Below are 25,311 nucleotides of genomic sequence, written 5' to 3'. Positions count from 1 at the left end.
CGGGCGACCGAGACCGAGCGCCGCGCCGCCCCGCGGCGTCCGCCCCCCCCCCCCGCCCCCCCCCCCGCGCGCGCGCCCCCCCCCCCCACGACATTCCCGTCGTAGCCGTTCTGCTTCGAAAAGCCGCCTCCGCAGGTGATGACCCGGAGCTCCGGGTCGCCCTTCGAGCCGTACACCCGGTCCCCGGGGAAATGGCTCTTCTCGAAGACCTCGATTCCATAGACCTCGAACACCGCGGTCTTTCCGTCATGGCGCAGAATCTCGACCCGGTTTCCCTTCTTCAGCGCCCCGAGTCCGTAGAACACCGCCGGCCCCTGCTTGTTGTCGACATGGCCGACCACGACGGCGGTGCCCTTCTCGCCGGGGGAGACCGCGCCGGTGAACCAGCCGGCCAGATTGGGGTCCTCCGGCGGCGGAGCGCCGACCCAGCCGTCCGGGTCCAGGCCGACCGGCATCACCGGGGCGTCCACCCGGATCGCCGGGATCCGCACCCGGTCCACCGCGGAGAACGGCAGCGGGGCGGGCGCGCCACCGAGCAGGTCCGCGGTGCCGCGGCTGTCCGGAGCCGCGGCCGAGGCCGGCTGCGGCGGGCCGACATCGAACTCCCCCGAACCATTCCGAATGAGCGCCAGACCGGTCAGCAGAACAAGCGCTATCACGCCCCACGGGGCGCGCTTCCTCCGCCGCTCCTCCTCTTCGGCAAGCTCGGACAGCTCGGTCGCAGACATTCGCCATCCCCTCTCGACGCGGCATGCGCCCCGTCGTCGCGCATGGGAAAACGCTAAGTCCCGCGCGCGCGACGGGCGACGGGTCGACCGGCGAACGGGTGGCCCGGAGTATCTCCGGTGCGCCATCCGAGTTGCCGTTCGCAGGAAATTTCTGACGGTCCGTGACCTGCGAGAATATCCGATTGTGTGCTTTCCGCACGGTGTGGCGTATCACCAGGACGGACCATTCTCGACATGCGGGCGTGTTCCGCGCGCCCGAGGGTCTTCCCGGGAGGTGCTTTCTCGCCGATCGACCGGGTACGGGACCCGGCCGGCCTCCCGCGGAGGATCACATGCGAAACCAACGTGCCCTGGCGGCCGCGGTCGCCGCGGCCGCCGTGCTCGGGCTCGCCGCCCCTGTGGCCGTCGCGGACGGCATGGGCAACGGGGGCGGCCCGTCCAACAACAACACCAACATCGGACCCGACACCGGCAGCAGCTTCAGCGGCACCTTCAACGGCCACTTCAACGGCACCGGCCCCTTCCGCGACCCGGGACGGGGGGACGACTTCGGGGGCCGCGGCCGGGGCGACGACTTCGGCGGGCGGGGCCGCGGGGACGACTTCGGGGGGCGGGGCGACGGCAACCGGGGTGACAACAACCGGGGCGACGGCAATCGCGGCGACGGCAACCGGGGTGACGGCAACCGGGGTGACAACAACCGCGGCGACGGCGACCGGGACGACAACTGGGGCGACCGGAACGACAACTGGGGCGGCGGACGGGACGACGGCGGCCCGCGGAACATCGCGGCCACCCCCAGCGTGATCGCTGCCGGAGGCCGGCTCACGGTCACCGTGGGCGGCTGCCGCGGCGGCAGCATCTTCTCCCGCGCCTTCGGCACCGCCCCGCTGTCGCCGTTCCGCGACGACACGGCGCGGGCGATCGCCACCATCGACCGGGACGCCCGCCCCGGCCGGTACGACCTGACGGTCCGCTGCGACGGCCGGAGCCTGACCCGCCCGGCGGCCTTCACCGTCATCGGCGGGGTGCACGGCGGTGTCGGCGGCGGTACGACCACCGGCGCCACCCCGGCCGACATGGCCATCGGCGGCGGTCTGGTGGGCACGGCGCTGATCGGCGGGGCGTTCTTCTGGCTGCGCCGCCGCGGCGAGCGAGGCCTCTGAGCCGTCCGTCCGGTGCGGCTGCGGTCCGCCCACCCGCAGCCGGTGCGGCCGGTCAGCCGCCGTGCCCCGTGGACCGGCGGTGGGTGAAGTGGTAGGCCGCGGCCGCCGAGCCGGTGATCAGGGCCGCGCCCAGGGCGATCCGCCCCGGGTCGAACCCGCCGATGCTGCCGCCGGTGCCGGCCCGCACCCCGCGCTGCACCGGATCGACCGGGTCGACCGGCTCGCTCTGCCCGGGCCGCTGGTAGCCGTCGTCGCGGCCGCCGCCGATGGTGAGGTCCGTGCTGCCCCGCGTCCCGTCACACTCGAACGTGACCGAGTACGCGGTCGCCGGCCGGGCGCCCCGGTCGACCACGGCGGTCGCCGAGGAGCGCCCCGGCGGAATCCGCACGGTGTCGAAGATCCCGGAGGACACCGTGGCGGTGCCCCGGCAGCCACTGCCGTCCCGGTCGAACCGCAGGCTCACCGTCTCGCCCGCGGCCACCGTGGTCGGTGTGATCCGGAAGCCGAACGGTGTGACATCGTGGTCGTCGCCGGCCATGACCGCCGGCGCGCACACGGCGAGGGCGCCGAGGCCCAGCAGTGCGGCCGACGCGAGGCGTATCGCGCGCATGGTGTTTCCTCCGGTCCCCGAGGAGCAGCCGCGGACCTTCTTCCGCCAGGCGCGAGATGTGCACCTCGATGAGCGGAACGCTAGAAACATCCGTACACCCGCGCGATCGCAGTAACGCGAACGGGGGACGGGTGTCCGCCGTCAGGGTGAAAACACTGCTGCGGCCGGGGGGCTACCCGGTGACGGACGGGAACAGATTGAGGAACGGTTCCGCGGTCACCGCGATGCCCCGGCTGAACGGCGCGTCGAAGTCCCAGATGAGGAACAGCATGAAGGCGATGGTCGCGGAGAACAACCCGGCCAGCACCAGCTCCCGCTTGGTGCGCCGGATCTGGAGTGCGAACACCATGCCGACGGTGATCACCGCGCCGGTGAGCAGCCCCCACCACACCACCGGCGGCATGGTCGCCCCGGTGGAGTCGGCGCGGGCGTTGCGCGCCTGGTCGGCGGCGGTCATCTGGTCCAGCAGCGGCTGGTAGGCCTGCGCCTCGAAGTCGTTCTTCGGCTGGTAGTCGGTGACGTCCTGGCGGACCTTCTGGAGCAGTTCGGAGCCGCGGCCGGTGACCTGCTCCTCGCGTGACATCGCCGGCCACTCGGTGCGCACCACATAGCCGACATAGGCGTCGACGTCGGCCCGGACGCGGTCGCGGACGTCCGGCGGGTAGACCCGGACCCGTTCCGAGATCTCGTGCAGCGCCTGGGCCTCGCTCTGCACATAGTCCTGGGCGGAGTTGCGGGCCTCCCACACCCCCGCGATGGCCAGGCCCAGGACGATCGCGTACACGACCCCGATCCACATGGTCATGTACTCGATGACGTCCGGGGTCTCGCTGGGGTCCTCGTCCTCGGGGGCGCGCTTGTGCCGTAGGACGGTCACGACGACCACCACGGCACAGGCGGCCAGCATCGCGAGGACGAGAACAAGCCAATCCGACAACGGATACCTCCGGGGGTGGGGCGGGCCGGCGGGTCAGCGCGGCCGCAGGGCCGCGACGGCGACGATCGCCGGGACGGTGATGAGCAGGACGTAGGTGACCGGCGTGGTGTGGCCGGGTGCGGAGTGGGCGACCGGGTGCGGGTGGTACGCCGGGTAGCTCACCGGGGTCACCGAGGGCCGCGGGGTGGGCCTGGGCTTCGGCTTCGGCGGGGGCGGGGGCGGTGGCTTCGGTGCGGGGGGCGGGGTGGGTGTGGGCGTGGGGGTGGGGGTCGGCCGGGGTGCGGGCGGCGCCGGGGCGGGTGGCTTCGGCCGGGGCCTGGGTGTCGGCTTCGGCTTCGGCTTCGGCGGGGGCGGTGGCTTCGGCGTGGGGGGCGGGGTGGGCGTGGGAGTGGGCGTGGGGGTCGGTGTGGGGGTGGGGGTCGGCGTGGGCGGGCACGGGGGCGGGGTGGGCGCGGGGCAGGGCGGGGGAGTCGGCCAGTGCCGGCCGCCGGCCCAGGCCACCGCCACGGTGCCGTCCGGTCCCGTCGAGGCGTACGCACACGCGTCGGCCGACGCGCTGCCGACCGGGCAGCCCACCAGGGTCCAGGTCAGTGTCAAGAGGGTCAACACCCGTGTGGCGGGCGCGCATCGGGTCGTTTCGGGTCCAGGCACGACGAAGATCATGGGGCGCGGAGCACCGTCGCACGCCGGAGCGCGCCCAGATTGATCCGAAAGAGGGACAACGGGCACCCTGAGGTTTGACCGGCGTCCCAGGTTCCGGCAAGAAATTCCGTCTCCCGTTGAACGCTCCGGCCCCCGCGCCGCGTACCCATGTCCGTGCGGCGGCGCGGCAAGGCGCTGCAACATCCAGGCGATGATGTGGAGTTGACGATGAAGACCTCCTGGCGGACCGCCTCACTGGGGGCCGCGGCCGCGGCGGTGCTGGCGCTGACGACGGCGTGCGGTCAGGACAACGCCTCCGCTCCCGCGTCCTCCGCCCAGAACGTGGGCGCCACGGCCGCGGCGGGCGACTACGGCAGCGCGGGCACCGGCACCGGCACGGGCAACGGCTACGGCGCCGACGGCAACCAGAGTTCCGGCTCGGCCGCCCCCGGCGCCCCGGCGGGCAAGCTGACCGCGGCCACCAACGCCGAGCTGGGCAAGGTGGTGACCGACGGCGCCGGCATGACCCTGTACCGCTTCGACGAGGACACCGCCAACCCGCCCAAGTCCAACTGCTCCGGGGACTGCGCCACCACCTGGCCCCCGGTGCCCGCCGACGACGCCACCGCCGGTGCCGGCATCGACAAGGCGCTGCTCGGCGAGGTCACCCGCGCCGACGGCAGCAAGCAGCTCACCATCGCCGGCTGGCCCGCCTACCGTTACGCCAAGGACGCCAAGGCCGGTGATGTGAAGGGCCAGGGCGTGGGCGGCAAGTGGTTCGCCCTCGCACCCGACGGCAAGAAGGCATCCCTGTCCGAGCTGCCCGGTCTGTCCGTCCGCAAGGACGCCAAGCTCGGTGACATCGTCGTCGACAGGAACGGCATGACGGTCTACCGCTTCCTGAAGGACCAGGCCTGGCCGAAGCCCGTCTCCCACTGCACCGGCGCCTGCCTGGAGAAGTGGCCGGCCGTCGGCGTCGTGAGCGCCGACGACACCAAGGGCGTCAAGAAGAAGGGCCTGATGGGCTTCACCCGTCCCGACGGAGTGAAGCAGATGACCGTCAACTGCTGGCCCGTCTACACCTTCTCCGGGGACAAGACCCCCGGCGACATCAACGGTCAGGGCGTGGGCGGCACCTGGTACGCCGTCTCGCCCGACGGCAAGCCGGTCGGCGCGCCGGGCAAGTAGATCACCTCCCCGGGTCGATCACCCGCCCGCCCGGCACCCGGCCGAAGGTCCGCCCCCTCCGCACCGCACGGAGGGGGCGGACCGCTGCGTTCCGGAACCTTCACGCAACGGGGTCGTCCGGGCACTTGCCGCAGGCAGTGACCGGGAACGGACGGTCAATTTCCGGTTCAGGTCGCTCCTTTCGCGGGCGATCAGTAGCCTCTGCTCGAACACCGGATCGCCTACGACTGTTGTCCACGCCTTGGAGAGATACATGGAGCGTCCCGCCTGGGCCCCACGGAGCATCGACATCTCGGTGCCGAGCGTCTCGCGGATCTACGACTACTACCTGGGCGGTTCGCACAACTTCGAGGTCGACCGGGAAGCGGCCCGCAGGGCGCTGGAGTTCATGCCGGGCCTGCCCAAGATCATGCAGGCCAACCGGGCGTTCATGCGCCGGGCGGTGCGGTTCGCGGCCGCCGAGGGCATCACCCAGTTCCTCGACATCGGCTCCGGCATCCCCACCTTCGGCAATGTCCACGAGGTGGCGCAGGCGGCCGTACCCGGAGCCCATGTCGTGTACGTGGACCACGACCCGGTGGCCGTCGAGCACAGCCGGGCCGTGCTCGCGGGCAACCCCGACGCGGACGTGGTCGCCGCCGATCTGCTGGGCCCCAAGGAGATCCTCGACAGCCCCGAGGTACAGCGGCTGATCGACCTGAACCGACCAGTGGCCCTGCTGCTCGTTGCCATACTGCACTTCGTGGAAGACGCGGACGACCCCTACGCTGCGGTCGCCGAGCTGCGCGACGCGCTCGCCCCCGGCAGCCTGCTGGTGCTCACCCATGCCTCGTACGAGGGAATCCCGGTGCCGGCTGATCGGGCCGAGGGCGCGGTGGACGTATACAAGGACATTCGCAACCCGCTGATCATGCGCTCGCGCGAGGAGATCGCGCGGTTCTTCGAGGGGTACGACATGGTGGAACCCGGACTGGTGCCGATGCCGCACTGGCGCCCGGATTCGGCGCCGGAGGACGAGGATCCGTATGCCTTCTCCGGGTTCGCCGGCGTGGGGCGTTCGGCGTGAGCGCGGAACCGGACGGGCCGGAGGACAGACTGCGCCGGCTGACGACGATCTGGAGCCGGGCGCTCTACCCGGTGACCTCGACGTCACTCACACGCGTGGAATTCGAGGAGCAACTGCTTCCGCTCGCCCGCCGGCTGAGCGAGCTGCTGCTGGCCCGCAGCTTCGACGCGGACGGGGCCAAGGCGGTCGGCGCCGCCCTGGTCGAGGCGCACTGCACCGACCCCGAGACGCTGAACCGCACCCTGGACTGCGTCGACGCGTACCTGGTGCTCTACTGCGGCGAGGACGGCCCGCAGGAGGAACTGCGCATGCGCTCCTCGCGGTTGCAGCACGCGATGGCCGCCGGCTACGCCCAGGCGCTGCGCCGCCGCACCCTCGCCGAGCAGGAGGCCATCGCCCAGGCCGCGTTGCAGGCGCAGGGCGTGGTGGCCCAGGCGCTGCACGCCAGCGAGGCCCGCTTCCGCGCGGTCTTCGAGGGCGCCGCGATAGGGATCGGCATCGCCGACCTCGACGGCAACGTCCTCCAGGTCAACGAGGCGCTGCTGCGCATGTTCGGGCTCACCGACCAGTCGCTGCGCGGCCGCCGGGTGCAGGACTGGACGCACCCCGAGGACGCCCCGCAGACCTGGAAGCTCTACGACGAACTGGTCAACGGCGAACGCGAGCACTACCACCTGGAGAAGGCGTTCAACCGCCAGGACGGCACGGTCCTGTGGACCAACCTGACGGTCTCCCTGCTGCGCGACGCCGACGGCAGGCCGCAGTACCAGCTCGCCCTCATGGAGGACACCACCGAGCGGCGGCTGCTCAACCTCCGGCTGCGCTACGAGGCCACCCACGACGCCCTGACCGGACTGCCCAACCGCACCCTGTTCTTCGAGCGTCTGGAGAAGGTCCTCAACGCGGGCGAGGGCCAGCGCTTCGGCCTGTGCTATCTCGACCTGGACGGCTTCAAGACCATCAACGACAGCCTCGGCCACGCGGCCGGCGACCGGCTGCTGGTGGAGGTCGCCGACCGGCTCCAGTCCTGCGCGACCGCGCCCGGCGAGATGGTCGCCCGGCTCGGCGGCGACGAGTTCGTCGCCCTGACCACCGGCCCCGGCACCGAGCGCTCGGTGGACGAACTGGCCGAGCGGATCATGAACGCGCTGGTCACCCCGATCAGCATCGACGGCCGGGACCTGCTGGTGCGCGGCAGCCTCGGCATCGTCGAGGGCCCGGCGGGCGAGCGCACGGCGGCGGAGGTCCTGCGCAGCGCGGACATCACCATGTACCGGGCGAAGTCGGCGGGCGGCAACCGCTTCGAGCTGGCCGACCCCGAGGCCGACGCCCGCGCCATCACCCGGCACGGCCTCACCACCGCCCTGCCGACGGCCCTGGAGCGCGGCGAGTTCTTCATCGAGTACCAGCCGCTCGTCCACCTCGGCGACGGCAGCGTGCGCGGCGCCGAGGCCCTGGTGCGCTGGCTGCATCCGCAGCACGGCGTCCTCGGCCCGGACCGGTTCATCCCGCTCGCCGAGCACACCGGCCTGATCGTGCCGCTGGGCCGCTGGGTCCTCCAGGAGTCGGTCCGCCAGGCCCGCGAGTGGCGCGAACGCTACGGCGAGCAGACCAGCGCCGGACCGCTGCGCATCAACGTCAATCTCTCGCCCTGCCAGCTCAGCCATCCCGGTCTCGTCCAGGACACGGTGGACATCCTCGAACGCGCGGGGGTCACCCCGGACGCCCTGTGTCTGGAGGTCACCGAGTCGGCCCTGATCGGCGCCGACGACGACCTGCTCAAACCGCTGCGCCGGCTGGCCGAGATGGGCGTGGACATCGCCCTGGACGACTTCGGCACCGGCTACTCGAACCTCGCCAACCTGCGCCGGCTGCCGGTGAGCATCCTGAAACTGGACCGCTCCTTCACCCAGGGCATGCAGCAGTTCCCGGCCGACCCCGTCGACCTCAAGATCGTCGAGGGGATCGTCTCGCTGGCCCACAGCCTCGATCTCGCCGTCACCGTCGAGGGAGTGGAAACCGGCGCGCAGGCCGAGCAGTTGCGGATACTGGGCTGCGACACGGCCCAGGGCTGGTACTACGCTCGCCCCGGCCCACCGGAGCGCCTGCACCAGCTGGCACTGGTGGACGCGACGGGCTGACATGGGGCGAGTGGGGGGAAGAGCGTGCCTCAGGGGCTGTTGGACGGGCGCTACCGGCTGACGGAGCGGATCGGCGCGGGCGGCATGGGCGAGGTGTGGCGGGCGCACGACGGGCATCTGCACCGCGAGGTGGCGGTCAAGCTGCTCACCGTGCTCACCGCCGAGCGGGACCCGAGCCTCGCCGCCCGGTTCGTACGGGAGGCCCGGGCCGCCGCCCGGCTGTCCAGCCCGCACATCGTCACCGTCCACGAGCTGGGCATGGCCCGCCGGGACCCGGGTGAGGAGGTGCCGTACCTGGTCATGGAGCTGGTGCGGGGCCGCTCGCTGGCCGGGGTGATCAGCGAGGGGCTGCCCTCGACGGCCGACACGCTGCGCTGGGCCGGCCAGATGTGCCGGGCGCTGGGCACCGCCCATGCCGCCGGGGTGGTGCACCGGGACATGAAGCCGGGCAATGTGCTCGTCACCGGCGACGAGGGCGAGGACCCCGCGGACCGCCAGGTGAAGGTGCTGGACTTCGGCATCGCCCGCCTGCTGGAGGGGCCCGGCGCGACGACCACGCTCACCGTCACCGGCCAGATCGTGGGCACGCCCGCCTACATGTCGCCGGAGCAGGCCCGCGGGGACGTCCCGGTGGACGCCCGCACCGACCTGTACTCGCTCGGCTGCATCCTCTACGAACTCGTCACCGGACGGCCCCCTTTCCAGGCCGGCGCCTGGCACTCGCTGCTGCTCAAGCACATCGAGGAGCCGCCCCAGCCGCCCGGCCGGCTGCGGCCCGGACTGCCGCCCGCCCTGGAACAGCTGATCCTCGACCTGCTGGCCAAGGACCCCGCCGCCCGCCCCGCGACCGCGGCGGAGGTCCGCACCCGTCTGACGGCACTCACCGCACCCCCGCGAGGGCGCAGCGCGCAGCCGGCCGGCGCCCAGGCCGATGTGCGCGCCCGCGCCGTCGCCGCGTCCCCGGACCCCACGGCCACGGCGACGGCCGCCGGCCCCCTGGAGGGCCCTACCCCGTACGACACCCCGCCCGCACCCACGATCCCCGCCCCGCTGCCCCGGCCACCGCGCACCCCACCCGTTCCCGCCCAGGCGCCGCGCACCCCGCCCGTGACCGTTGCGCCGGCCGCGCCCCCCTCCGTCGCCGTGCCCCTGGCCGTCGGCTCGGTCGCGCTGGTGCTGTGCCTGCTGCTGGTGCCCTGGTACACGGCGATCCCCGTCGGCATCGGCCTCGGCCTCGTCAACCGCTTCCTCCAGGTCCGCGTGAACGCCCACCTGTACCAGGGCAGGCACCGCTAGGGCCGCATGCCCCGGTCAGCGTTCCAGGAGCATGCGCTGGAGTTCCTGGGCCGCCCGGGGCGGGGCCACATCGCTGCGGTGGGCCAGCGCGATGGTCCGGTGCAGTCCCGGGCGGGCGAGCGGTGTCACCCGCAGGCCCTGCCCGGACCGCGTGGCGACCATCCGCGGTACGACCGCCACGCCGAGCCCCGCCCGGGCGAAGCCCAGCACCGCGTCCATCTCGCCGCCCTCCACCGCGAACTCCGGCTCGAACCCGGCGGAGCGGCACGCGGCCACGGTGAGTTCGCGCAGGTCGTAGCCGTGCCGGAACATCACCAGGCGCTCGGTCTCCAGATCGGCGATGCTCACCGCCCGTCTGCCGCGACCGGGCGCCGGCACCTCGGGGGAGGACACCACCACCAGCTCCTCGCGCAGCAGCTCCACCGTCGACAGCGCGGGTGCGGGGGTCGGCAGCGGCAGGACGACCAGGGCGAGATCGAGCGCGCCGCGCGCCAGCTCCCGTACCAGGTCGTGCGAGCCGCCCTCCTCGATCAGCAGCCGGATGCCCGGGTAGCGGTCGTGGAAGGCCCGCAGCACGTCCGGCAGCAGGCCGGTGCAGAGGCTGGGCGTCGCCCCGAGCCGCACCCGGCCGCGCCGCAGCTGCACCAGCTCCTGCACCTCGTGCCGGGCCGTGTCCGCGTCGGCCAGAATGCGGCGGGCGAGCGGCAGCAGCGCCTCTCCCGCGTCGGTGAGCGTGATGTTGCCCCGGGCCCGCAGGAACAGATCCGCGCCCAGCTCCCGCTCCAGCGCCCTGATCTGTTGGGAGAGTGACGGCTGGGCGACATGGGTCAGTTCGGCGGCACGGGTGAAGTGCCGGGTCTCGGCCACGGCGACGAAGTACTGGAGCTGCTGGAGCTGCATGCAGCCACGATAGCCTCTCCCTATGGAAACAAGCTGGTGCATCTCTTGGACTGATAAGGCCGTTCGGCCCTAGCGTGCTGTTCCATGGCTCTGGCAACGCGGACGGACCGACGGCCGTCCATGGCGCGCACACTGTGGGACTCCTCCGTCGGCAAGAAGACGGTGATGGCCGTCAGCGGCCTGATCATGCTGCTCTACCTGGTCGCGCACATGATCGGGAACCTGAAGATCTACTTCGGGGCGGGCGAGTTCAACCACTACGCCCACTGGCTGCGCACCATCGGCGAACCCTTCATGCACTACGAGTGGACGCTCTGGCTCATCCGGATCGTCCTGGTCGTCGCCGTGGTGGCCCACGCCACGTCCGCGTACCAGCTCAGCCGCCGTGACGTCAAGGCACGGCCCAGCAAGTACGTGCATGCACGGCCCCGGGCGAGCTACGCGACCCGCACCATGCGCTGGGGCGGGGTCATCCTCGGCCTGTTCGTCGTCTGGCACATCCTGGACCTCACCACCGGCACCGTGCACTCCGGCGGCTTCCAGGAGGGCCACCCGTACCAGAACGTCGTGGACACCTTCTCCACCTGGTACGGCAACGTCATCTACATCGTCGCGATGCTCGCGCTCGGACTGCACATCCGGCACGGCTTCTGGAGCGCCGCCCAGACCCTCGGCGTCGGCAGCCGCGCCCGGGACCGCGCCCTGAAGATCGTCGCGAACGTCCTCGCGTTGCTGCTCACGGCCGGCTTCATCGCCGTACCGGTGGGCGTCATGACCGGAGTGGTGAGCTGACATGACCGAATACGTGAACTACACGACGGGCGAGCCGGTCACCGACACCAAGGCCCCGTCCGGCCCGATCCACGAGCGCTGGGACAAGCGCCGCTTCGAGGCCAAGCTCGTCAACCCGGCCAACCGGCGCAAGCACACGATCATCGTCGTCGGCACCGGACTCGCCGGCGGCTCCGCGGGCGCGACCCTCGCCGAACAGGGCTACCACGTCGTCCAGTTCTGCTACCAGGACTCCCCGCGCCGTGCCCACTCCATCGCCGCCCAGGGCGGCATCAACGCGGCGAAGAACTACCGCAACGACGGCGACTCGATCCACCGGCTGTTCTACGACACCGTCAAGGGCGGCGACTTCCGCGCCCGCGAGTCCAACGTCCACCGGCTCGCACAGATCTCCGTCGAGATCATCGACCAGTGCGTGGCGCAGGGCGTGCCCTTCGCCCGGGAGTACGGCGGTCTGCTCGACACCCGCTCCTTCGGCGGTGTCCAGGTCTCCCGCACCTTCTACGCCCGCGGCCAGACGGGCCAGCAGCTGCTCCTCGGCGCCTACCAGGCGCTGTCCCGGCAGATCGCGGCCGGCAACGTGGAGCTGCACGCGCGCACCGAGATGCTGGACCTGATCGTCGTGGACGGGCGGGCGCGCGGCATCGTGGCCCGGGACCTGATCACCGGGAAGATCGACACGTACTTCGCGGACGCCGTGGTGCTGGCCAGCGGCGGCTACGGCAACGTGTTCTACCTGTCGACGAACGCCATGAACTCCAACGCGACCGCCATCTGGCGGGCGCACCGGCGCGGCGCCTACTTCGCCAACCCCTGCTTCACCCAGATCCACCCGACCTGCATCCCGCGCACCGGCGACCACCAGTCCAAGCTGACCCTGATGAGCGAGTCGCTGCGCAACGACGGCCGTATCTGGGTGCCCAAGGCCGAGGGCGACAACCGGCCGCCGAACGAGATCCCCGAGGACGAGCGCGACTACTACCTGGAGCGCATCTACCCGTCCTTCGGCAACCTCGTGCCGCGTGACATCGCCTCCCGCGCCGCGAAGAACGTCTGCGACGAGGGACGCGGGGTCGGCCCCGGCGGGCAGGGTGTCTACCTGGACTTCGCCGACGCCATCAAGCGCATGGGCCGCAAGGCCGTCGAGGCCAAGTACGGCAACCTCTTCGACATGTACCAGCGGATCACCGACGAGGATCCGTACCGGGTGCCGATGCGGATCTACCCGGCCGTGCACTACACGATGGGCGGGCTGTGGGTCGACTACGACCTCCAGACCACCGTCCCGGGCCTGTTCGCGATCGGCGAGGCCAACTTCTCCGACCACGGCGCCAACCGGCTCGGCGCCTCGGCGCTGATGCAGGGCCTCGCCGACGGCTACTTCGTGCTGCCCGCCACCATCAACGACTACCTGGCCCGCAACCCGCACCAGGAGGCCGTGACCGACGACCACCCCGCCGTGCGGGAGGTGCTCACCGAGACCGAGGACCGCATCCAGCGGCTGCTCGCGGTGGACGGCGACCGCACCCCCGACTCCTTCCACCGCGAGATCGGTGAACTCATGTGGGAGTTCTGCGGCATGGCGCGCACCGACGCCGGGCTGCGCAAGGCGCTCCAGCGGATCCCGCAGATCCGCGAGGAGTTCTGGCAGCGCATCAAGGTCCCCGGCACCGGCGAGGAGTTCAACCAGTCGCTGGAGAAGGCCAACCGGATCGTCGACTACCTCGAACTCGCCGAGCTGATGTGCCTCGACGCGCTGCACCGCAGCGAGTCCTGCGGCGGCCACTTCCGCGAGGAGTCCCAGACCCCGGACGGCGAGGCGGCCCGCAAGGACGACGAGTTCGGCTACGCGGCGGCCTGGGAGTTCACCGACACGGGTGCCGCCCCCGTCCTGCACAAGGAAGACCTGGTCTTCGAGTACGTCCACCCCACCCAGCGGAGCTACGCATGAAGCTCACCCTGCGCGTCTGGCGGCAGAAGAACGCCGACGCCGAAGGAGCGATGTCCACTTACGAGGTGGACGGCATCTCGTCCGACATGTCCTTCCTGGAGATGCTGGACCTCCTCAACGAACAGCTCATCCTGTCCGGCGAGGACCCGGTCGCCTTCGACCACGACTGCCGCGAGGGCATCTGCGGCGCCTGTTCGCTGGTGATCAACGGTGACGCGCACGGCCCCGAGCGCACCACCACCTGCCAGCTGCACATGCGGTCCTTCAAGGACGGCGACACGATCGACATCGAGCCGTGGCGGGCCGCCGCGTTCCCGGTGATCAAGGACCTGGTGGTCGACCGGTCGGCGTTCGACCGGATCATCCAGGCCGGCGGCTACATCACCGCACCGACCGGCTCCGCGCCCGAGGCGCATGCCACGCCGGTGCCCAAGGCCGACGCCGACTTCGCGTTCGAGCACGCGGAGTGCATCGGGTGCGGGGCCTGCGTGGCCGCGTGCCCGAACGGCGCGGCGATGCTGTTCACCTCCGCGAAGATCAACCACCTGAACGTGCTGCCGCAGGGGGCGCCCGAGCGGGAGACGCGGGTGCTGGACATGGTGTCGCAGATGGACGCCGAGGGCTTCGGCGGGTGCACGCTGGCCGGTGAGTGCGCGACCGCGTGCCCCAAGGGCATCCCGCTGGTCTCCATCACCAGCATGAACAAGGAGTGGCTGCGGGCCACCCGGAAGGTCGGCAAGCGGTAGCGCGGGACGCTTGCAGTCGACGTTCGCCGGGGAAGGTGAACGGGCGGGACCGGGAGAGGTGCTCCTCCCGGTCCCGTCTGGTTTTCCGGGACCCGTCGCATCCCGGCGTTCAGCATTCCCACATCCACTCTCCCGGTCGCGGTCACACACCGGCCAACCGGCGTCGGAAGAACAGAGACAGCGGGCCGTGCGCCACCAGCCCGCCGCCCCTGTCGCCGTACCGGCCCACGACCAGGAGAGAGCCATGACCGGCCTGTCCACGCTCCACCGCCCCCCGCAGCCCGCGGCGCCCGCCGGCTACACCGTCACCCTCGCCCGGGACGAGGCCGACGTGCGCGCCGCGCAGCGGCTGCGGCACGATGTCTTCGCCGGTGAGCTGGGCGCCCTGGTGGCCGGCCCGGAGCCGGGGTACGACACCGACGCCTTCGACGCCTACTGCGACCACCTGCTCGTCCGCTCCACCGCGACCGGGCAGGTCGTCGGCACCTACCGGCTGCTGCCGCCGGAGCGGGCCGCGGTCGCCGGCCGGCTCTACTCCGAGGGCGAGTTCGAGCTGGGCGCACTGGACGCCATCCGCCCGGGCCTGGTCGAGGTCGGCCGCTCCTGTGTGCACCCCGACCACCGCGACGGCGCCGTCATCGGCCTGATCTGGGCCGGCATCGCCCGCTACATGACCGACCGGGGCCATGAGTGGCTGGCCGGCTGCTGCTCGGTGCCGCTCGCCGACGGCGGTGCCCTCGCCACCGCCACCTGGCACCGGGTACGCGAGCGGCACATGGCGCCCGAGGAGTTCCGGGTACGGCCGCTGCTGCCGTGGCACCCGGGTGCCGAGGCCCCCGCCGACCGGACGGAACTGCCCGCCCTGCTGCGCGGCTACCTCCGCCTCGGCGCCTGGGTGTGCGGGGAGCCCGCGCACGACCCGGACTTCGGCGTCGCCGACCTGTATGTGCTGCTGTCGATGCGCCGGGTCAACCCGCGCTATCTGCGGCACTTCCTCTCCCTCGTGCCCGCCTGATGAGCGTCTGGCTGCCCAGCGCGCCCTGCACCCCGGGCGCCTGCGTGGAACGGGCCCGGGCCGCCGCGGCCGTACCTCGGGCCGTGCTGCGGCTCACCGCGGTCGCGGCCCTGGTGCTGGCCGGGATCGTGCTGTCGCCGCTCGGCGGGAGGATCCCCGCAGCATGGGTCGGGCGGTGGTGCCGGGCGATCGTCCGGGCCATCGGGGTCCGGGTCCGCTTCACCGGCACCGCCGTGCCGGCCGGCGGGGTGCTGCTGGTCGCCAACCACGTCTCCTGGCTGGACATCCCGCTGCTCACCGCCGTACGCCCGGCCCGGATGCTCGCCAAGGCCGAGGTCCGGCGGTGGCCCGTGGCCGGCGCGCTCGCCGCGCGCGGCGGAGCGCTGTTCATCGAACGCGACCGGCTGCGCGCGCTGCCCGGGACGGTCGGGCGGATCGCGGCCGCGCTGCGCGAAGGGGCGGCCGTGACCGCGTTCCCCGAGGGCAGCACCTGGTGCGGGCGGGCCCACGGCCCCTTCCGCCGGGCCGTCTTCCAGGCGGCGCTGGACGCGGACGTGCCGGTACAGCCGGTCCGCCTGCGGTACCGGCAGGACGGCGGCGGACCCGGCACCGCGGCCGCGTTCGTCGGCGAGGACACCCTGTTCGCCTCCCTGTGGCGGGTCGCCCGCGCCCGGGACCTGAGGGCCGAGGTGGAGATCCTCCCGGCCATCCCGCCCGGCCGCCACCCCACCCGCGCATCCCTCGCCAGGGCCGCCCAGCCCGCCCGCGTGGGCGAACCGGACCGGACGCACACCGTGCCGGACCCCGCTCGGGTGGGCCAGAAGGCGCCCGCGCCGCAGCCGACCTGATCCGAGAGAAAGGCCCTAAACCGGCCGTACGACCTGCTCCGCCAGCCGCAGATAGGCCTGGACGGTGGCCGTGCGCAGGTCCTTCAGCTCCCACCGCGGTGACTGGAGCGCGGTGTCGAAGGGCACCTGCACCACCTGCTCCGGCCGGATGTTCAGCTGCCGGTGGACGTCCCTGGGCACCCCGCGCCGGCTGGAGCCGTCCGTCCGGGTGTCCACGACGACCGCCTGGTCCGCCAGACGGTGCCGGCCGGCCGCCCGCAGCTCCTCGAAGGTGCGCACCACGGCGCCCTGGAGCCAGTGCGTGGTGCCGCAGCACACCACCAGCCGGTCGGTGAGGTCCAGGACCACGTCCGCCGACGGGGTCAGCCGGACGGGCGCCCAGTCGGTCAGCACAAGGGAGTAGTACGGCGCCGTATGGGCCAGCACCCGCACATACTCCTGGGCGTGCGTGGAGTTGGGCCCGTTGTGCCCCCGGCGGATCGCGAGCACCTCCAGGCCGGAGGGCAGCCGGGTGGTGAGCGCCCGGATCTCCTCGTACGACGGCTCCAACGGCAGGGCGGCCAGGTCCCGGGGCACCGCCCGGTTGCGGTCGCGCGGCAGGAAGGAGGCGAGCGCGCCCTCGGTGGCGGCCCCGTCGAAGGCGAGCACCGGCTCGGCCCGCACCCCGGCCAGCAGGGAGCCGAGCGCCATCGTCGCGGTGGCCCGGCCGCTGTAGTGGCCGGCGCCGATCAGCGTCACCCGCAGGCTGTGCCGCAGCGGGGCGCGCAGCCGCGCCAGGCGGCCCAGCGCTTCTCTGCGCGCGGTGCCGAAGCGGGGCAGGGCCAGCAGCGGTTCGGCCCGCACGGCCGGCTTCGGCGGGGTGAGCGGCACGGGCTCCGGCGGCCGCGTGCCGGCCTGCGGGCCCGGCACCGGGACGTCGCCCGCGAACCGCGCCCGGGCCAGCGCGATGTACTTGGCGAGCGCGTCGGCGACCTCGCTGGCGGTGGGCCGGGCGGCCGGGTCGTCGCCCAGACAGCGCAGCACGAGAACGCGCAGCGGCTCCCAGCCGTCGCCCTGCCACAGATGCATGCCCTCCGGCAGGTTGGGCACGTCCACGCCGGCCTTGCTGCTGATCAGCTGGAGCAGCGAGCCCAGCGCCCGCATGCTGTCCGCGACGGTCGGCGCGGAACCCGGGCCCACCCAGCGGCCGTCGACGGCGTAGTCGGACAGATCGGCGAGGATCACGGTGCGGCGCAGCACATAGACGCTGTCCATGCCGAAGTCGGCGGGCACCAGGCCGCCGGCGTGGCACAGCGCCAGCGCGTTCGCCAGATGCCACGAGACCAGCAGCCCGCGCACCAGGTCGAACGGCGCGGTGCCGCGCTGGAGGGAGCGGGCGAACACCTCCGACAGCCGCTGCGGTTCCCCGGTGGTGTCGCCGTCGCGGACCGGTGCCATCGCGAGCCACGGCGGGGAGTCGGAGAGCCCGGTCGCGAGCAGCGCCGGCGCGTACTGCCCCTGCAACCGGGCGAGCGCCTCCGCCTCCACCTCGATCAACTGGGCGTTGGCCGCCGGCAGATCGGGCCGCGGAACGCGCAGCACCGCCTCGCCGCCGTTGCGGTCCACGCCCCGGTAGAGCACGGTACGGCGGCCCCGGCGCCGGTCGTGCAGGGTGTAGCCGCCGAGCCGGACCGGGTCCGCGTCGGTGAGCGGCATCCAGTCGTCGCCGGACGGCGCGGCGGCCTCCGTCCGGGAACCGGGCAGTCCCGGCGTCCGCTCGAACGACACCCCGAAACGGGCGAGCAGCCGGCGCTCCACACTGGTGAACGGCTGGTGGGTGCCGGGCAGACGGGCGGAGCCGTCCGGATGCGCCAGCCAGGCCGGGAAGTCGGGGGAGTTGCCCGCGAGTTCCTCCAGGTGCGCGCCGATCCGCCGGCTGGTGCGCAGCAGTTCGGCCTGTGGCACCGAGTCCAGGAGCACCGCCTTGGACTCCTCGGAGAAGTCGAACACCCGGTGCTTGACGGGCAGCGGGCCGGGCACCGGCGCCGGGTGCGGCCGGACCAGGCCGCCCAGGAACACCTCCGCGAGATGCGAGGTGGTGGCCGGCCAGGGCACCGCCGACTGCACCAGCCGCATCACCGGCACCGACAGCGGCGAGACCGCCGCGAGATGCGCCGCCAGCCGGTACGCCTCCGGGGTGGCCGCGTCCCGGAAGTGCTGGGCGCTGGTCAGCCCCCGGGCGGCGGTCACGCTGCCGTACGGGTCGGGGCGGGTCAGCAGGGGCAGTTCCACGGTGGTGCCGGGGGAGGCGAGCAGCCGGGCCCAGCCGCGCAGCGACTCGGCGGACGGCTCCAGGACCGGCACCGGCACGCCGTCGAACTCCGGCAGCACCGGATCGCTGATCTCCCAGGCCGTGTTGGCGCCGCCGATCCGCCGCGTGGTGACCTGCCAGCGTTCCGCGGCGATCCCGGACGCCTCCCACATGTCCGGCGGCAGCGTCTGCACGACGGCGACCGGTCCGTGCGCCGCCCACCGCGCCAGCAGCCGGTGCAGGGCGCCGGACCGCCAGGCGGAGCCCATGCCGTCGCTGACGACCAGCACCAGGGTGCGGCCGGAGGGATCGTTCACCGTGCTCAGCGGCAGGGCGCCGCTGTCCGGCCGGAACGGGCGGGCGCGCAGACAGGGCGCGCGGGACCCGCGGGAGTCGAGGCCGAGGACCCGGGTGGTGCCGAAGGCGCCCAGCCGTTCGAGCAGGGTGCGCAGTTCGGCGCCCAGCCGGTGCCACAGCAGCATCGACAGACCGTCGTCCACCAGCAGCACCAGATTCAGCCAGCGCTCCCGCACCGGCCGCTCCACCACATCGGCGAGGCCCGTCTCGGCGAGCTGCGCGGCGGTGCGCTCCTCGTCGATCTCGGTGCGGTGGCGGCTGTCCAGGCGGCGCCGCAGCGGCCGGAGCGCCCGGCCCAGCTCCAGCTCGTCGGCGAGTGCCTTGTCCTCCGGCACCCGCACCGGCATCGCCCGCCGGGGCTCGGGGGCGGACGCGGCGAGCCGCACCTCCACGGCGGTGCCCTCGTCGGCCGCCCCGTACAGGGAGGGCGAGGTGAGGTCGGGCAGATCCGGGTCGTCCGGGGTCGGCGTGGGCGGCTGCGGGGCGGTCTCGCCGGGCTCGGGGGCCGGCACCTCGGCCGGACGGCCCGGCGTGGGCGGCGGCTCCCGCAGCAGCGGCGCCTCCGCGCCCGCGGGCAGCCGGCGGGCGAGCCACAGCACGTCGAGGACCTGCTCCGCGTCCAGGTCACGGCCGCAGGCGGCCAGCACCCGCAGCACCTCGGCGATCCGCTCACCCCCGCCCGGCACGGTCACAACGCCCCGGTGAGCTGGTGCAGTACGGCGTCCAGCAGGCCGTCGGCGTCCAGGTCGATACCTCCGGTGCGCAGGAACACGGCGTTGAGCAGCTGGTCGGTGGCGAGTTCGCCGAGCGCGCGGCGGCGCAGGAACACGTCGATCAGGTCGTCCGCCTCCCGCAGCGCCTCCTCGCCGAGGTGCGCGGCGACGATGGTGCGCAGCCGCTCCTCGTCCGGCACGGGCAGCTCCAGCCGGAGACAGCGGCGCAGGAAGGCGGGCGGGAAGTCCCGCTCCCCGTTGCTGGTGATGATCACGACGGGGAACTCCGCGCACTGCACCAGCCCCTGGTGCACCCGGACCGTGCCCCGGTGGTCGGAGGTCTGCACCTCCACGTCGGCGGTGCCCTCCGGCAGCCGGACCAGCTCCTTGATCTCGAAGTAGCCCTCCTCGAACACGGTGAGCAGGTCGTTGGGCAGGTCGACGTCGCCCTTGTCCATCTCGTCGATGAGCAGACAGCGCGGCGCGGCCGACGCCACCAGCGCCGTACCGAGCGGGCCGAGCCGGATGAACTGGCCGATGGACGGCTCACTCTCGCCGCGGTCCCGGCTCAGCGTGGTCTCGCGCAGCCGGCCGATGGCGTCGTACACGTACAGCGCGTCCGGCACGGTCGAGCGGCTGGTGACGGACCAGCGCAGCAGCTCGCCGAGGCACAGCTCGTGCGCGACGGCCCGGGCCAGGGAGGACTTGCCGGTGCCCGCGGGGCCGGTCACCAGCAGCGGACGGCGCAGGTGCAGTGCCGCGTTGACGATGTCGGCGTGCCGCGGGTCGATCACGTACGGCAGTCCGGGGCGCCGGGCGCGCTCCGGGGTGAAGCGGCGCCAGGGCGGCGCCGCGGGCAGGGCGACGGCCCGGGGGGTGCCGTCACCCCGGAACAGCCGCCAGTCGGCGTCGGAACCGGACGTCATGGGCCCTCCTGGGGTTCGGACAGGTGCAGTCGGGGCACGGTGCGGTCGGCGTCGGCCCAGGCGAGGACCGGACGCCCGGGGAACTCGGGTGGATTGGCCTGGGCGTTGGCGCGGTAGTGGTGGACGCCGTCGGGCAGTTCGCGGGTGGCGACCCGCTCCATGTGCCGGACGCTGTGCGAACCCCCGTCCTCCCGGCGGTCCCACATCACCACAGGTATGCCCAGTGCCAGACAGGTCTGCACGATGCGGTCCCGGGGCGGCCCGGGGGGTACGTCCACGGAGACGCGTACCGTGTCGAGTTGGTTGACAAGCCGGGAGTAGAGCGTGTCCCGGTCCAGCGGCTCGTCCACGACCAGCGTCTTGCCGGAGTCCAGGCGGCTCCAGCGGCTGCGCCAGCGGGAGACGAACCGGCCGTTGCGGCGCAGGAGTTCCGGGCAGTTCACGACCAGCGGGAACTCCACCCCCAGCACCCCGGGCACCAGTTCGGCCGGGTCCCGGACCGCCCACTCGTCCACGGGCAGGTTCAGCGCGCTGCGGTCCACCAGCACCTCCACCAGGGGCGGCCGTTCGTCCTCGGCCGGCGGGGTGAGCGAGTCCAGGACGCGCAGCACCTCACGGGCCGCCTCCGAGGCGGAGTACGACGTCGTGCTCTCGGCGGAGACCTGCCGCGGACCGGCGCCCTCGTCGCACCAGATCCGCAGCCGGTGCCGGTTCCGGCCGGCCTTCGTCACCTGCACCAGGACCCGCACCCGGGCGTCCCGGCCGGCTGCCGTACGGGCCCACTCCTGGGCGTCGTAGCGCCGTTCGCCGAGCGCCGAGCGCTGGATGCCGAGCCGGGCGGCCACCCCGTCCGCCCACATCCGTAACAGCGCCCGCTGGGTGTCCGGGGCCAGCGCGGCGACGTACTCCACCACCCGCAGCAGGGCGGGGACCCGGCGCTCCCCGTCGCTCGCACGGCCGTCACCGGACAGGGCCTCCAGCTGGTCGAGCAGCCCCTCCACGGTGCCGCCGCCGGGCCGGGCGGCGAGATGCGGCAGCGCGGCCCGGACCACCTCGGGGAAGCGGCTCAGCAGCGCGGGGCCGAGCGCGCGCAGGTGCCCGCGCAGCTCGGTGTCCTCGGCCGGGGACAGCAGCCGGGGCGTGCGGGACTGGGCGCCGGCCAGGAGCAGCCGGTCGGTGGCGCCGGGATCGTCCCGGCGCAGGATCCCGCTCAGCGCGGCCAGCGCCCGCGGATGCGTCAGCAGGAACGCGGCGAACTCCTCCGGGGTGGGCGGCACCACGTCACTGCCGTGCCCCACCCCGCACTGCCGGGCCAGCCGCCGCGCGTAGTCGCCCCGCGTGCTGGGCGAGGGCAGCGCGTCCTCGATGGTCCGCAGCAGCAGCCAGTAGGCGTGGTCGTCGGGGTCGACCCGCTCCGGCCGCAGCCCGTCCAGCGCACCGAGCGGGCGCAGTTCGGCCTCCACGGCCTGCCAGGGCAGCACCCAGCTGCGCCGGATGACCTGCTGGAAGCTGGGCGGCAGCGGCCGTCCGGCGGCGTCCACCGGCAGGAAGTGCCCGACGACCACCCCCACCACCGCCTGCTCCTTGCGGCACCACAGCGGGCCGCCGCTGTAGCCGGGGCTGACGGCCATGCCGGTGGGCGCGCCGTCCACATAGGCCAGGGCGCCGTGCAGACCGGCGACGGTGAGCCGGGCGAGGGTGGAGGGGTTGCCGCTGCCGTGCCAGGCGGCCAGTTTCTGCCCGACGGACAGGGCGGCCTGGCGGGGCGCGGGCGGCAGCCCGGCGGCCGGCGCGTCCACCCGCAGCACCGCCAGGTCGCCGCGCCACTCGACGCTGCCCGCGCGCACCGCGCCGCCGTCCGGGGCGCGCGGCGGGATCCAGTGCGCCACCCGGGCGAGGTGGCTCTGTCTGGCCTGCCTGTCGTAAGAGACATCGACCGTGACCTCGTCGACGACGGGTGCCCGGGAGTCGAACATGTCCCGGCCGAGCGCCGCGTTGACGACATGCGCACAGGTGAGCACCGTGTCCGGGCCCAGGACGAAGCCCGCCCCGGCGGACTTGCCGTCATGGGCGCGCCGGACCGACACGACATGCAGGGAGGGATCGGCGAAGCCGTCCCCCGCGGCAGCGAACCACCCCACCCGTCACCCCGCGGGCGTCGATGCGGGGCCCGGGCCCGGCTTCCAGCTGGCGGTGACGGTGAGATGCGCCTGCCCGGCCGCCCCGACGACCCCGAACTTGAGGTCCTGGCCCACCTGCACACCGAAGGTCACGCTCAGCTCGGTGGGCGGGTCGGGCACCGCCGTGGCGGCGTCGTGGACCTCCTGGAGCAGCGGGCCGATGGGGCTCAGCGCGCCGCGCAGTGCGGCGGCCGCGAAGTTGGCGACGGCGCGGCCGCCCGCGCCGACCGGCACCACCCGGCCCATGCCCTCCGGCAGATCGTCGTCCGCGGGAAGGGCCGCCGCGCCCTCCCCGGGCGCGAGCAGGAACCGGACCGGTGTGCCGTCGTCGAGTGCGAGACCGGGTGCGGGATCGGGCGAGAGATCGGGTGATGAGGACACGATCACCAGTATGGTCACGAGCGACGGATGGGACCGCGGGATGCCCAACTCGGTTACGTCATTGATGCATTGGGCACCCGTCGCACTCCGGACTCAGGGCAGCACCCGCGCCAGATACGGCGCCGTGGCACTGTCCGGCGCGGTGGCCACCTGCTGCGGCGGCCCGGCCGCCACGATCCGGCCGCCCCGGTCGCCGCCGCCCGGACCGAGGTCGATCACCCAGTCGGCGCCCGCGACGACCGTCATGTCGTGCTCGACCACCACGACCGTGTGCCCGGCGTCGACCAGCCCGTGCAGCCGGTCCATCAGCACCTCGACATCGGCCGGATGCAAGCCGGTCGTCGGCTCGTCGAGCAGGTACAGGGTGTGACCGCGCCGGCCCCGCTGCAACTCGCTGGCCAGCTTGATCCGCTGCGCCTCCCCGCCGGACAGCTCGGTCGCCGGCTGGCCGAGCCGGAGATAGCCGAGCCCCACGTCGAGCAGTGTGCCCAGGCTGCGCGCGGCGGCCGGGCTGTCCGCGAAGAACTCCGCGGCGGCCTCCACGGTCAGGTCCAGCACCTCGGCGATGCTGCGCCCCCGGTAGGTCACCTGAAGCGTCTCGGGGTTGTAGCGGGCGCCGCCGCAGTCCGGGCAGGGCGCGTAGGTGCTCGGCAGGAACAGCAGCTCGACGCTGACGAACCCCTCGCCCTGGCAGGTCTCACAGCGCCCGCCGGCCACGTTGAAGGAGAACCGCCCGACGCCGTAGCCGCGCTCCTCGGCCGCGGGGGTCGCCGCGAACACCTTCCGTACGACGTCGAACAGGCCGGTGTACGTGGCCAGATTGGAGCGCGGGGTCCGCCCGATCGGCTTCTGGTCGACCCGGACCAGCCGGTCGACGCCCTCCGCCTCCTCCGTCAGCGCGCCGATGAGCGTGGACTTGCCGGAGCCGGAGACACCGGTGACGGCGGTGAACGCGCCGAGCGGGAACGCGGCGGTCACCGCCCGCAGATTGTGCCGGGTCACCGGTCCCACCGTCAGCCAGCTGCGCGGCTCGCGGACCGCCCGCGCCGGGCCCGGTGACTCGTCGAAGAGGAAGGCGGCCGTCGCCGACTCCTCGACCGACGCCAGCTCGGCCGGTGGCCCGCTGTACAGCACCCGGCCGCCGTGCTCGCCCGCCCCGGGGCCCACGTCCACCAGCCAGTCGGCGCCGCGCACCACCTCCAGGTGGTGCTCCACCACGAACACCGAGTTCCCCGCCGCCTTCAGCCGGTCCAGCACCGTCAGCAGCGCCTCGGTGTCCGCCGGGTGCAGTCCGGCGGAGGGCTCGTCCAGCACGTACACCACGCCGAACAGCCCGGAGCGCAACTGTGTGGCGAGCCGCAGCCGTTGCAGCTCGCCCGCCGAGAGGGTGGGGGTGGCCCGGTCGAGGCTGAGATAGCCGAGACCCAGCTCGACCACGGGGGCGATCCGGGACTCCAGGTCCGCGGTGAGGACCTGGGCGGTTCGGGTGCCGCCGCTGTCGGCGAGAACCGCTGCCAGGTCGGTCAGCGGCAGCGCCGCCAGCTCGGCGATGGTCCGCCCGTCGAAGGTCACCGCCAGCGCCTCGGGCCGCAGCCGGCTGCCCCCGCAGGCCGGGCAGGGCGCGCTCGTCAGGAAGCGCTCCGCCTTCGCCCGCAGCGTGGCCGACTTGGTGTCCGAGAAGGTCTTCAGCACATACCTGCGGGCGCTCATGTACGTGCCCTGGTACGGCCGTTGGATGCGGTCGGCGTCCCGTACCGGGTGCACGGTGACGACCGGCTGCTCGTCGGTGAACAGGATCCACTCGCGCTGTTCTGCGGGCAGTTCACGCCAGGGCCGGTCCACGTCGTACCCGAGCGTGTCCAGGATGTCCCGCAGGTTCTTGCCCTGCCAGGCGCCCGGCCAGGCGGCGACGGCCCCCTCGCGGACGGACAGCGTGGGATCGGGGACCAGGAGTTCCTCGGTGGTCTCGTGCACCTGGCCGAGGCCGTGGCACTCAGGGCAGGCACCCGCCGCCGTGTTCGGCGAGAACGCGTCCGAATCGAGCCGCTCGGCGCCGGGCGGGTAGTCACCGGCGCGCGAGAACAGCATGCGCAGGGAGTTGGAGAGGTTGGTGACCGTACCGACCGAGGAGCGGGAGCCGGGGGCGGAGCGCCGCTGCTGGAGGGAGACCGCGGGCGGCAGCCCGGTGATCTCGCCGACCCTGGGCGCCCCGACCTGGTGGATCAGCCGGCGCGCGTACGGCGCGACCGACTCGAAGTAGCGCCGCTGGGCCTCGGCGTAGAGGGTGCCGAAGGCCAGGGACGACTTCCCCGAGCCGGACACGCCGGTGAACACGGCCAGGACGTCCCGCGGGATGTCGACGTCGACACCCTTGAGGTTGTGCTCACGGGCGCCGCGGACGCGGACGTACGGGTCATGGGGGTGGTGCATGGGGGCAA

At 73.4% G+C, this 25,311-nt stretch carries 19 protein-coding genes and 1 pseudogene; 10 read left to right on the top strand and 10 right to left on the bottom strand.

Annotated elements, in window-relative coordinates:
- Nucleotides 1-86: 86 nt before the first annotated feature.
- Nucleotides 87-728: pseudogene (locus ACFVIU_RS28965) on the bottom strand (class F sortase); the annotation flags it as partial.
- A 332-nt stretch (nt 729-1,060) separates the two neighbouring features.
- On the opposite strand from ACFVIU_RS28965, the gene ACFVIU_RS28960 reads away from it, so the two are divergent.
- The gene (locus ACFVIU_RS28960) at nt 1,061-1,894 is read left to right on the top strand and encodes a hypothetical protein (RefSeq protein ID WP_385846087.1); all 834 of its coding nucleotides are present in this window, start codon (nt 1,061-1,063) and stop codon (nt 1,892-1,894) included.
- Between the two features lie 52 nt (nt 1,895-1,946).
- Here the strand turns inward: ACFVIU_RS28960 and ACFVIU_RS28955 are convergent, their stop codons facing one another.
- The 3 genes from ACFVIU_RS28955 to ACFVIU_RS28945 form a co-directional block, all read right to left on the bottom strand.
- Complete coding sequence (locus ACFVIU_RS28955) at nt 1,947-2,504, bottom strand: hypothetical protein (protein ID WP_385846086.1); 558 nt, start codon at nt 2,502-2,504, stop codon at nt 1,947-1,949.
- Between the two features lie 172 nt (nt 2,505-2,676).
- Nucleotides 2,677-3,441: a DUF4239 domain-containing protein gene (locus ACFVIU_RS28950; RefSeq protein WP_385846085.1), complete on the bottom strand. Its 765-nt coding sequence runs from the start codon at nt 3,439-3,441 to the stop codon at nt 2,677-2,679.
- A gap of 33 nt (nt 3,442-3,474) precedes the next feature.
- On the bottom strand, nt 3,475-3,603 hold the full coding sequence (locus ACFVIU_RS28945; RefSeq protein WP_385846083.1) for a hypothetical protein: 129 nt from the start codon (nt 3,601-3,603) through the stop codon (nt 3,475-3,477).
- 708 nt (nt 3,604-4,311) lie between these two features.
- On the opposite strand from ACFVIU_RS28945, the gene ACFVIU_RS28940 reads away from it, so the two are divergent.
- The 4 genes from ACFVIU_RS28940 (at nt 4,312) to ACFVIU_RS28925 (ending at nt 9,774) form a co-directional block, all read left to right on the top strand.
- On the top strand, nt 4,312-5,271 hold the full coding sequence (locus tag ACFVIU_RS28940; RefSeq protein ID WP_385846137.1) for an SCO0930 family lipoprotein: 960 nt from the start codon (nt 4,312-4,314) through the stop codon (nt 5,269-5,271).
- A 253-nt stretch (nt 5,272-5,524) separates the two neighbouring features.
- Complete coding sequence (locus tag ACFVIU_RS28935; protein WP_385846082.1) at nt 5,525-6,337, top strand: SAM-dependent methyltransferase; 813 nt, start codon at nt 5,525-5,527, stop codon at nt 6,335-6,337.
- A complete protein-coding gene (locus tag ACFVIU_RS28930; protein WP_385846081.1) occupies nt 6,334-8,478 on the top strand; it encodes a putative bifunctional diguanylate cyclase/phosphodiesterase in 2,145 nt (714 codons plus the stop codon). Before ACFVIU_RS28935 ends, ACFVIU_RS28930 begins: the two co-directional genes overlap by 4 nt.
- A gap of 24 nt (nt 8,479-8,502) precedes the next feature.
- Entirely contained in the window at nt 8,503-9,774 is a 1,272-nt protein-coding gene (locus ACFVIU_RS28925; protein ID WP_385846080.1) for a protein kinase, read from the top strand.
- 15 nt (nt 9,775-9,789) lie between these two features.
- Here the strand turns inward: ACFVIU_RS28925 and ACFVIU_RS28920 are convergent, their stop codons facing one another.
- Nucleotides 9,790-10,674: a LysR family transcriptional regulator gene (locus ACFVIU_RS28920; protein WP_385846079.1), complete on the bottom strand. Its 885-nt coding sequence runs from the start codon at nt 10,672-10,674 to the stop codon at nt 9,790-9,792.
- A gap of 120 nt (nt 10,675-10,794) precedes the next feature.
- On the opposite strand from ACFVIU_RS28920, the gene ACFVIU_RS28915 reads away from it, so the two are divergent.
- From ACFVIU_RS28915 to ACFVIU_RS28895, 5 genes are all read left to right on the top strand, one after another.
- The gene (locus tag ACFVIU_RS28915; protein ID WP_385846136.1) at nt 10,795-11,466 is read left to right on the top strand and encodes a succinate dehydrogenase; all 672 of its coding nucleotides are present in this window, start codon (nt 10,795-10,797) and stop codon (nt 11,464-11,466) included.
- 1 nt (nt 11,467) lies between these two features.
- Nucleotides 11,468-13,417 (top strand): fumarate reductase/succinate dehydrogenase flavoprotein subunit, encoded by a 1,950-nt coding sequence (locus ACFVIU_RS28910; RefSeq protein ID WP_385846077.1) that lies wholly within the window; start codon nt 11,468-11,470, stop codon nt 13,415-13,417.
- Nucleotides 13,414-14,163 carry a succinate dehydrogenase/fumarate reductase iron-sulfur subunit gene (locus ACFVIU_RS28905; protein WP_385846075.1) on the top strand — a complete coding sequence of 250 codons (750 nt, stop codon included), beginning with the start codon at nt 13,414-13,416 and terminating at the stop codon, nt 14,161-14,163. The genes ACFVIU_RS28910 and ACFVIU_RS28905 overlap by 4 nt, the downstream gene beginning before the upstream one ends.
- 244 nt (nt 14,164-14,407) lie before the next feature.
- Complete coding sequence (locus ACFVIU_RS28900; protein ID WP_385846074.1) at nt 14,408-15,178, top strand: GNAT family N-acetyltransferase; 771 nt, start codon at nt 14,408-14,410, stop codon at nt 15,176-15,178.
- Nucleotides 15,178-16,026 (top strand): lysophospholipid acyltransferase family protein, encoded by an 849-nt coding sequence (locus tag ACFVIU_RS28895; RefSeq protein WP_385846072.1) that lies wholly within the window; start codon nt 15,178-15,180, stop codon nt 16,024-16,026. Before ACFVIU_RS28900 ends, ACFVIU_RS28895 begins: the two co-directional genes overlap by 1 nt.
- A 15-nt stretch (nt 16,027-16,041) precedes the next feature.
- On the opposite strand, the gene ACFVIU_RS28890 is transcribed toward ACFVIU_RS28895, so the two are convergent.
- The 5 genes from ACFVIU_RS28890 to ACFVIU_RS28870 all read right to left on the bottom strand — a co-directional run bounded on the left by ACFVIU_RS28890 (nt 16,042) and on the right by ACFVIU_RS28870 (nt 25,303).
- Nucleotides 16,042-19,365 (bottom strand): SAV_2336 N-terminal domain-related protein, encoded by a 3,324-nt coding sequence (locus tag ACFVIU_RS28890; protein WP_385846071.1) that lies wholly within the window; start codon nt 19,363-19,365, stop codon nt 16,042-16,044.
- Complete coding sequence (locus ACFVIU_RS28885; protein ID WP_385846070.1) at nt 19,362-20,312, bottom strand: AAA family ATPase; 951 nt, start codon at nt 20,310-20,312, stop codon at nt 19,362-19,364. The genes ACFVIU_RS28890 and ACFVIU_RS28885 overlap by 4 nt, the downstream gene beginning before the upstream one ends.
- Complete coding sequence (locus ACFVIU_RS28880; protein ID WP_385846068.1) at nt 20,309-22,453, bottom strand: trypsin-like peptidase domain-containing protein; 2,145 nt, start codon at nt 22,451-22,453, stop codon at nt 20,309-20,311. The genes ACFVIU_RS28885 and ACFVIU_RS28880 overlap by 4 nt, the downstream gene beginning before the upstream one ends.
- A gap of 3 nt (nt 22,454-22,456) precedes the next feature.
- Entirely contained in the window at nt 22,457-22,873 is a 417-nt protein-coding gene (locus ACFVIU_RS28875; RefSeq protein ID WP_385846066.1) for a CU044_2847 family protein, read from the bottom strand.
- A gap of 93 nt (nt 22,874-22,966) precedes the next feature.
- Nucleotides 22,967-25,303, bottom strand: a complete 2,337-nt coding sequence (locus ACFVIU_RS28870) for an ATP-binding cassette domain-containing protein (RefSeq protein WP_385846065.1) — start codon at nt 25,301-25,303, stop codon at nt 22,967-22,969.
- Between the last annotated feature and the right edge of the window lie 8 nt (nt 25,304-25,311).

The organism is Streptomyces sp. NPDC127190, assembly GCF_042672505.1.
GTDB lineage: Bacteria > Actinomycetota > Actinomycetes > Streptomycetales > Streptomycetaceae > Streptomyces.
The sequence above is the reverse complement of the archived record's forward strand: the minus strand, read 5'-3'. Positions and strand labels throughout refer to the sequence as shown.

Bases quoted from the DNA above. Each gene is read 5' to 3' on its own strand.
- ACFVIU_RS28960 (WP_385846087.1), top strand. From the start codon at position 1,061: ATGCGAAACCAACGTGCCCTGGCGGCCGCGGTCGCCGCGGCCGCCGTG.
- ACFVIU_RS28905 (WP_385846075.1), top strand. From the start codon at position 13,414: ATGAAGCTCACCCTGCGCGTCTGGCGGCAGAAGAACGCCGACGCCGAA.
- ACFVIU_RS28895 (WP_385846072.1), top strand. From the start codon at position 15,178: ATGAGCGTCTGGCTGCCCAGCGCGCCCTGCACCCCGGGCGCCTGCGTG.
- ACFVIU_RS28940 (WP_385846137.1), top strand. From the start codon at position 4,312: ATGAAGACCTCCTGGCGGACCGCCTCACTGGGGGCCGCGGCCGCGGCG.
- ACFVIU_RS28955 (WP_385846086.1), bottom strand. From the start codon at position 2,504: ATGCGCGCGATACGCCTCGCGTCGGCCGCACTGCTGGGCCTCGGCGCC.
- ACFVIU_RS28915 (WP_385846136.1), top strand. From the start codon at position 10,795: ATGGCGCGCACACTGTGGGACTCCTCCGTCGGCAAGAAGACGGTGATG.
- ACFVIU_RS28920 (WP_385846079.1), bottom strand. From the start codon at position 10,674: ATGCAGCTCCAGCAGCTCCAGTACTTCGTCGCCGTGGCCGAGACCCGG.
- ACFVIU_RS28935 (WP_385846082.1), top strand. From the start codon at position 5,525: ATGGAGCGTCCCGCCTGGGCCCCACGGAGCATCGACATCTCGGTGCCG.
- ACFVIU_RS28910 (WP_385846077.1), top strand. From the start codon at position 11,468: ATGACCGAATACGTGAACTACACGACGGGCGAGCCGGTCACCGACACC.
- ACFVIU_RS28885 (WP_385846070.1), bottom strand. From the start codon at position 20,312: ATGACGTCCGGTTCCGACGCCGACTGGCGGCTGTTCCGGGGTGACGGC.
- ACFVIU_RS28900 (WP_385846074.1), top strand. From the start codon at position 14,408: ATGACCGGCCTGTCCACGCTCCACCGCCCCCCGCAGCCCGCGGCGCCC.
- ACFVIU_RS28870 (WP_385846065.1), bottom strand. From the start codon at position 25,303: ATGCACCACCCCCATGACCCGTACGTCCGCGTCCGCGGCGCCCGTGAG.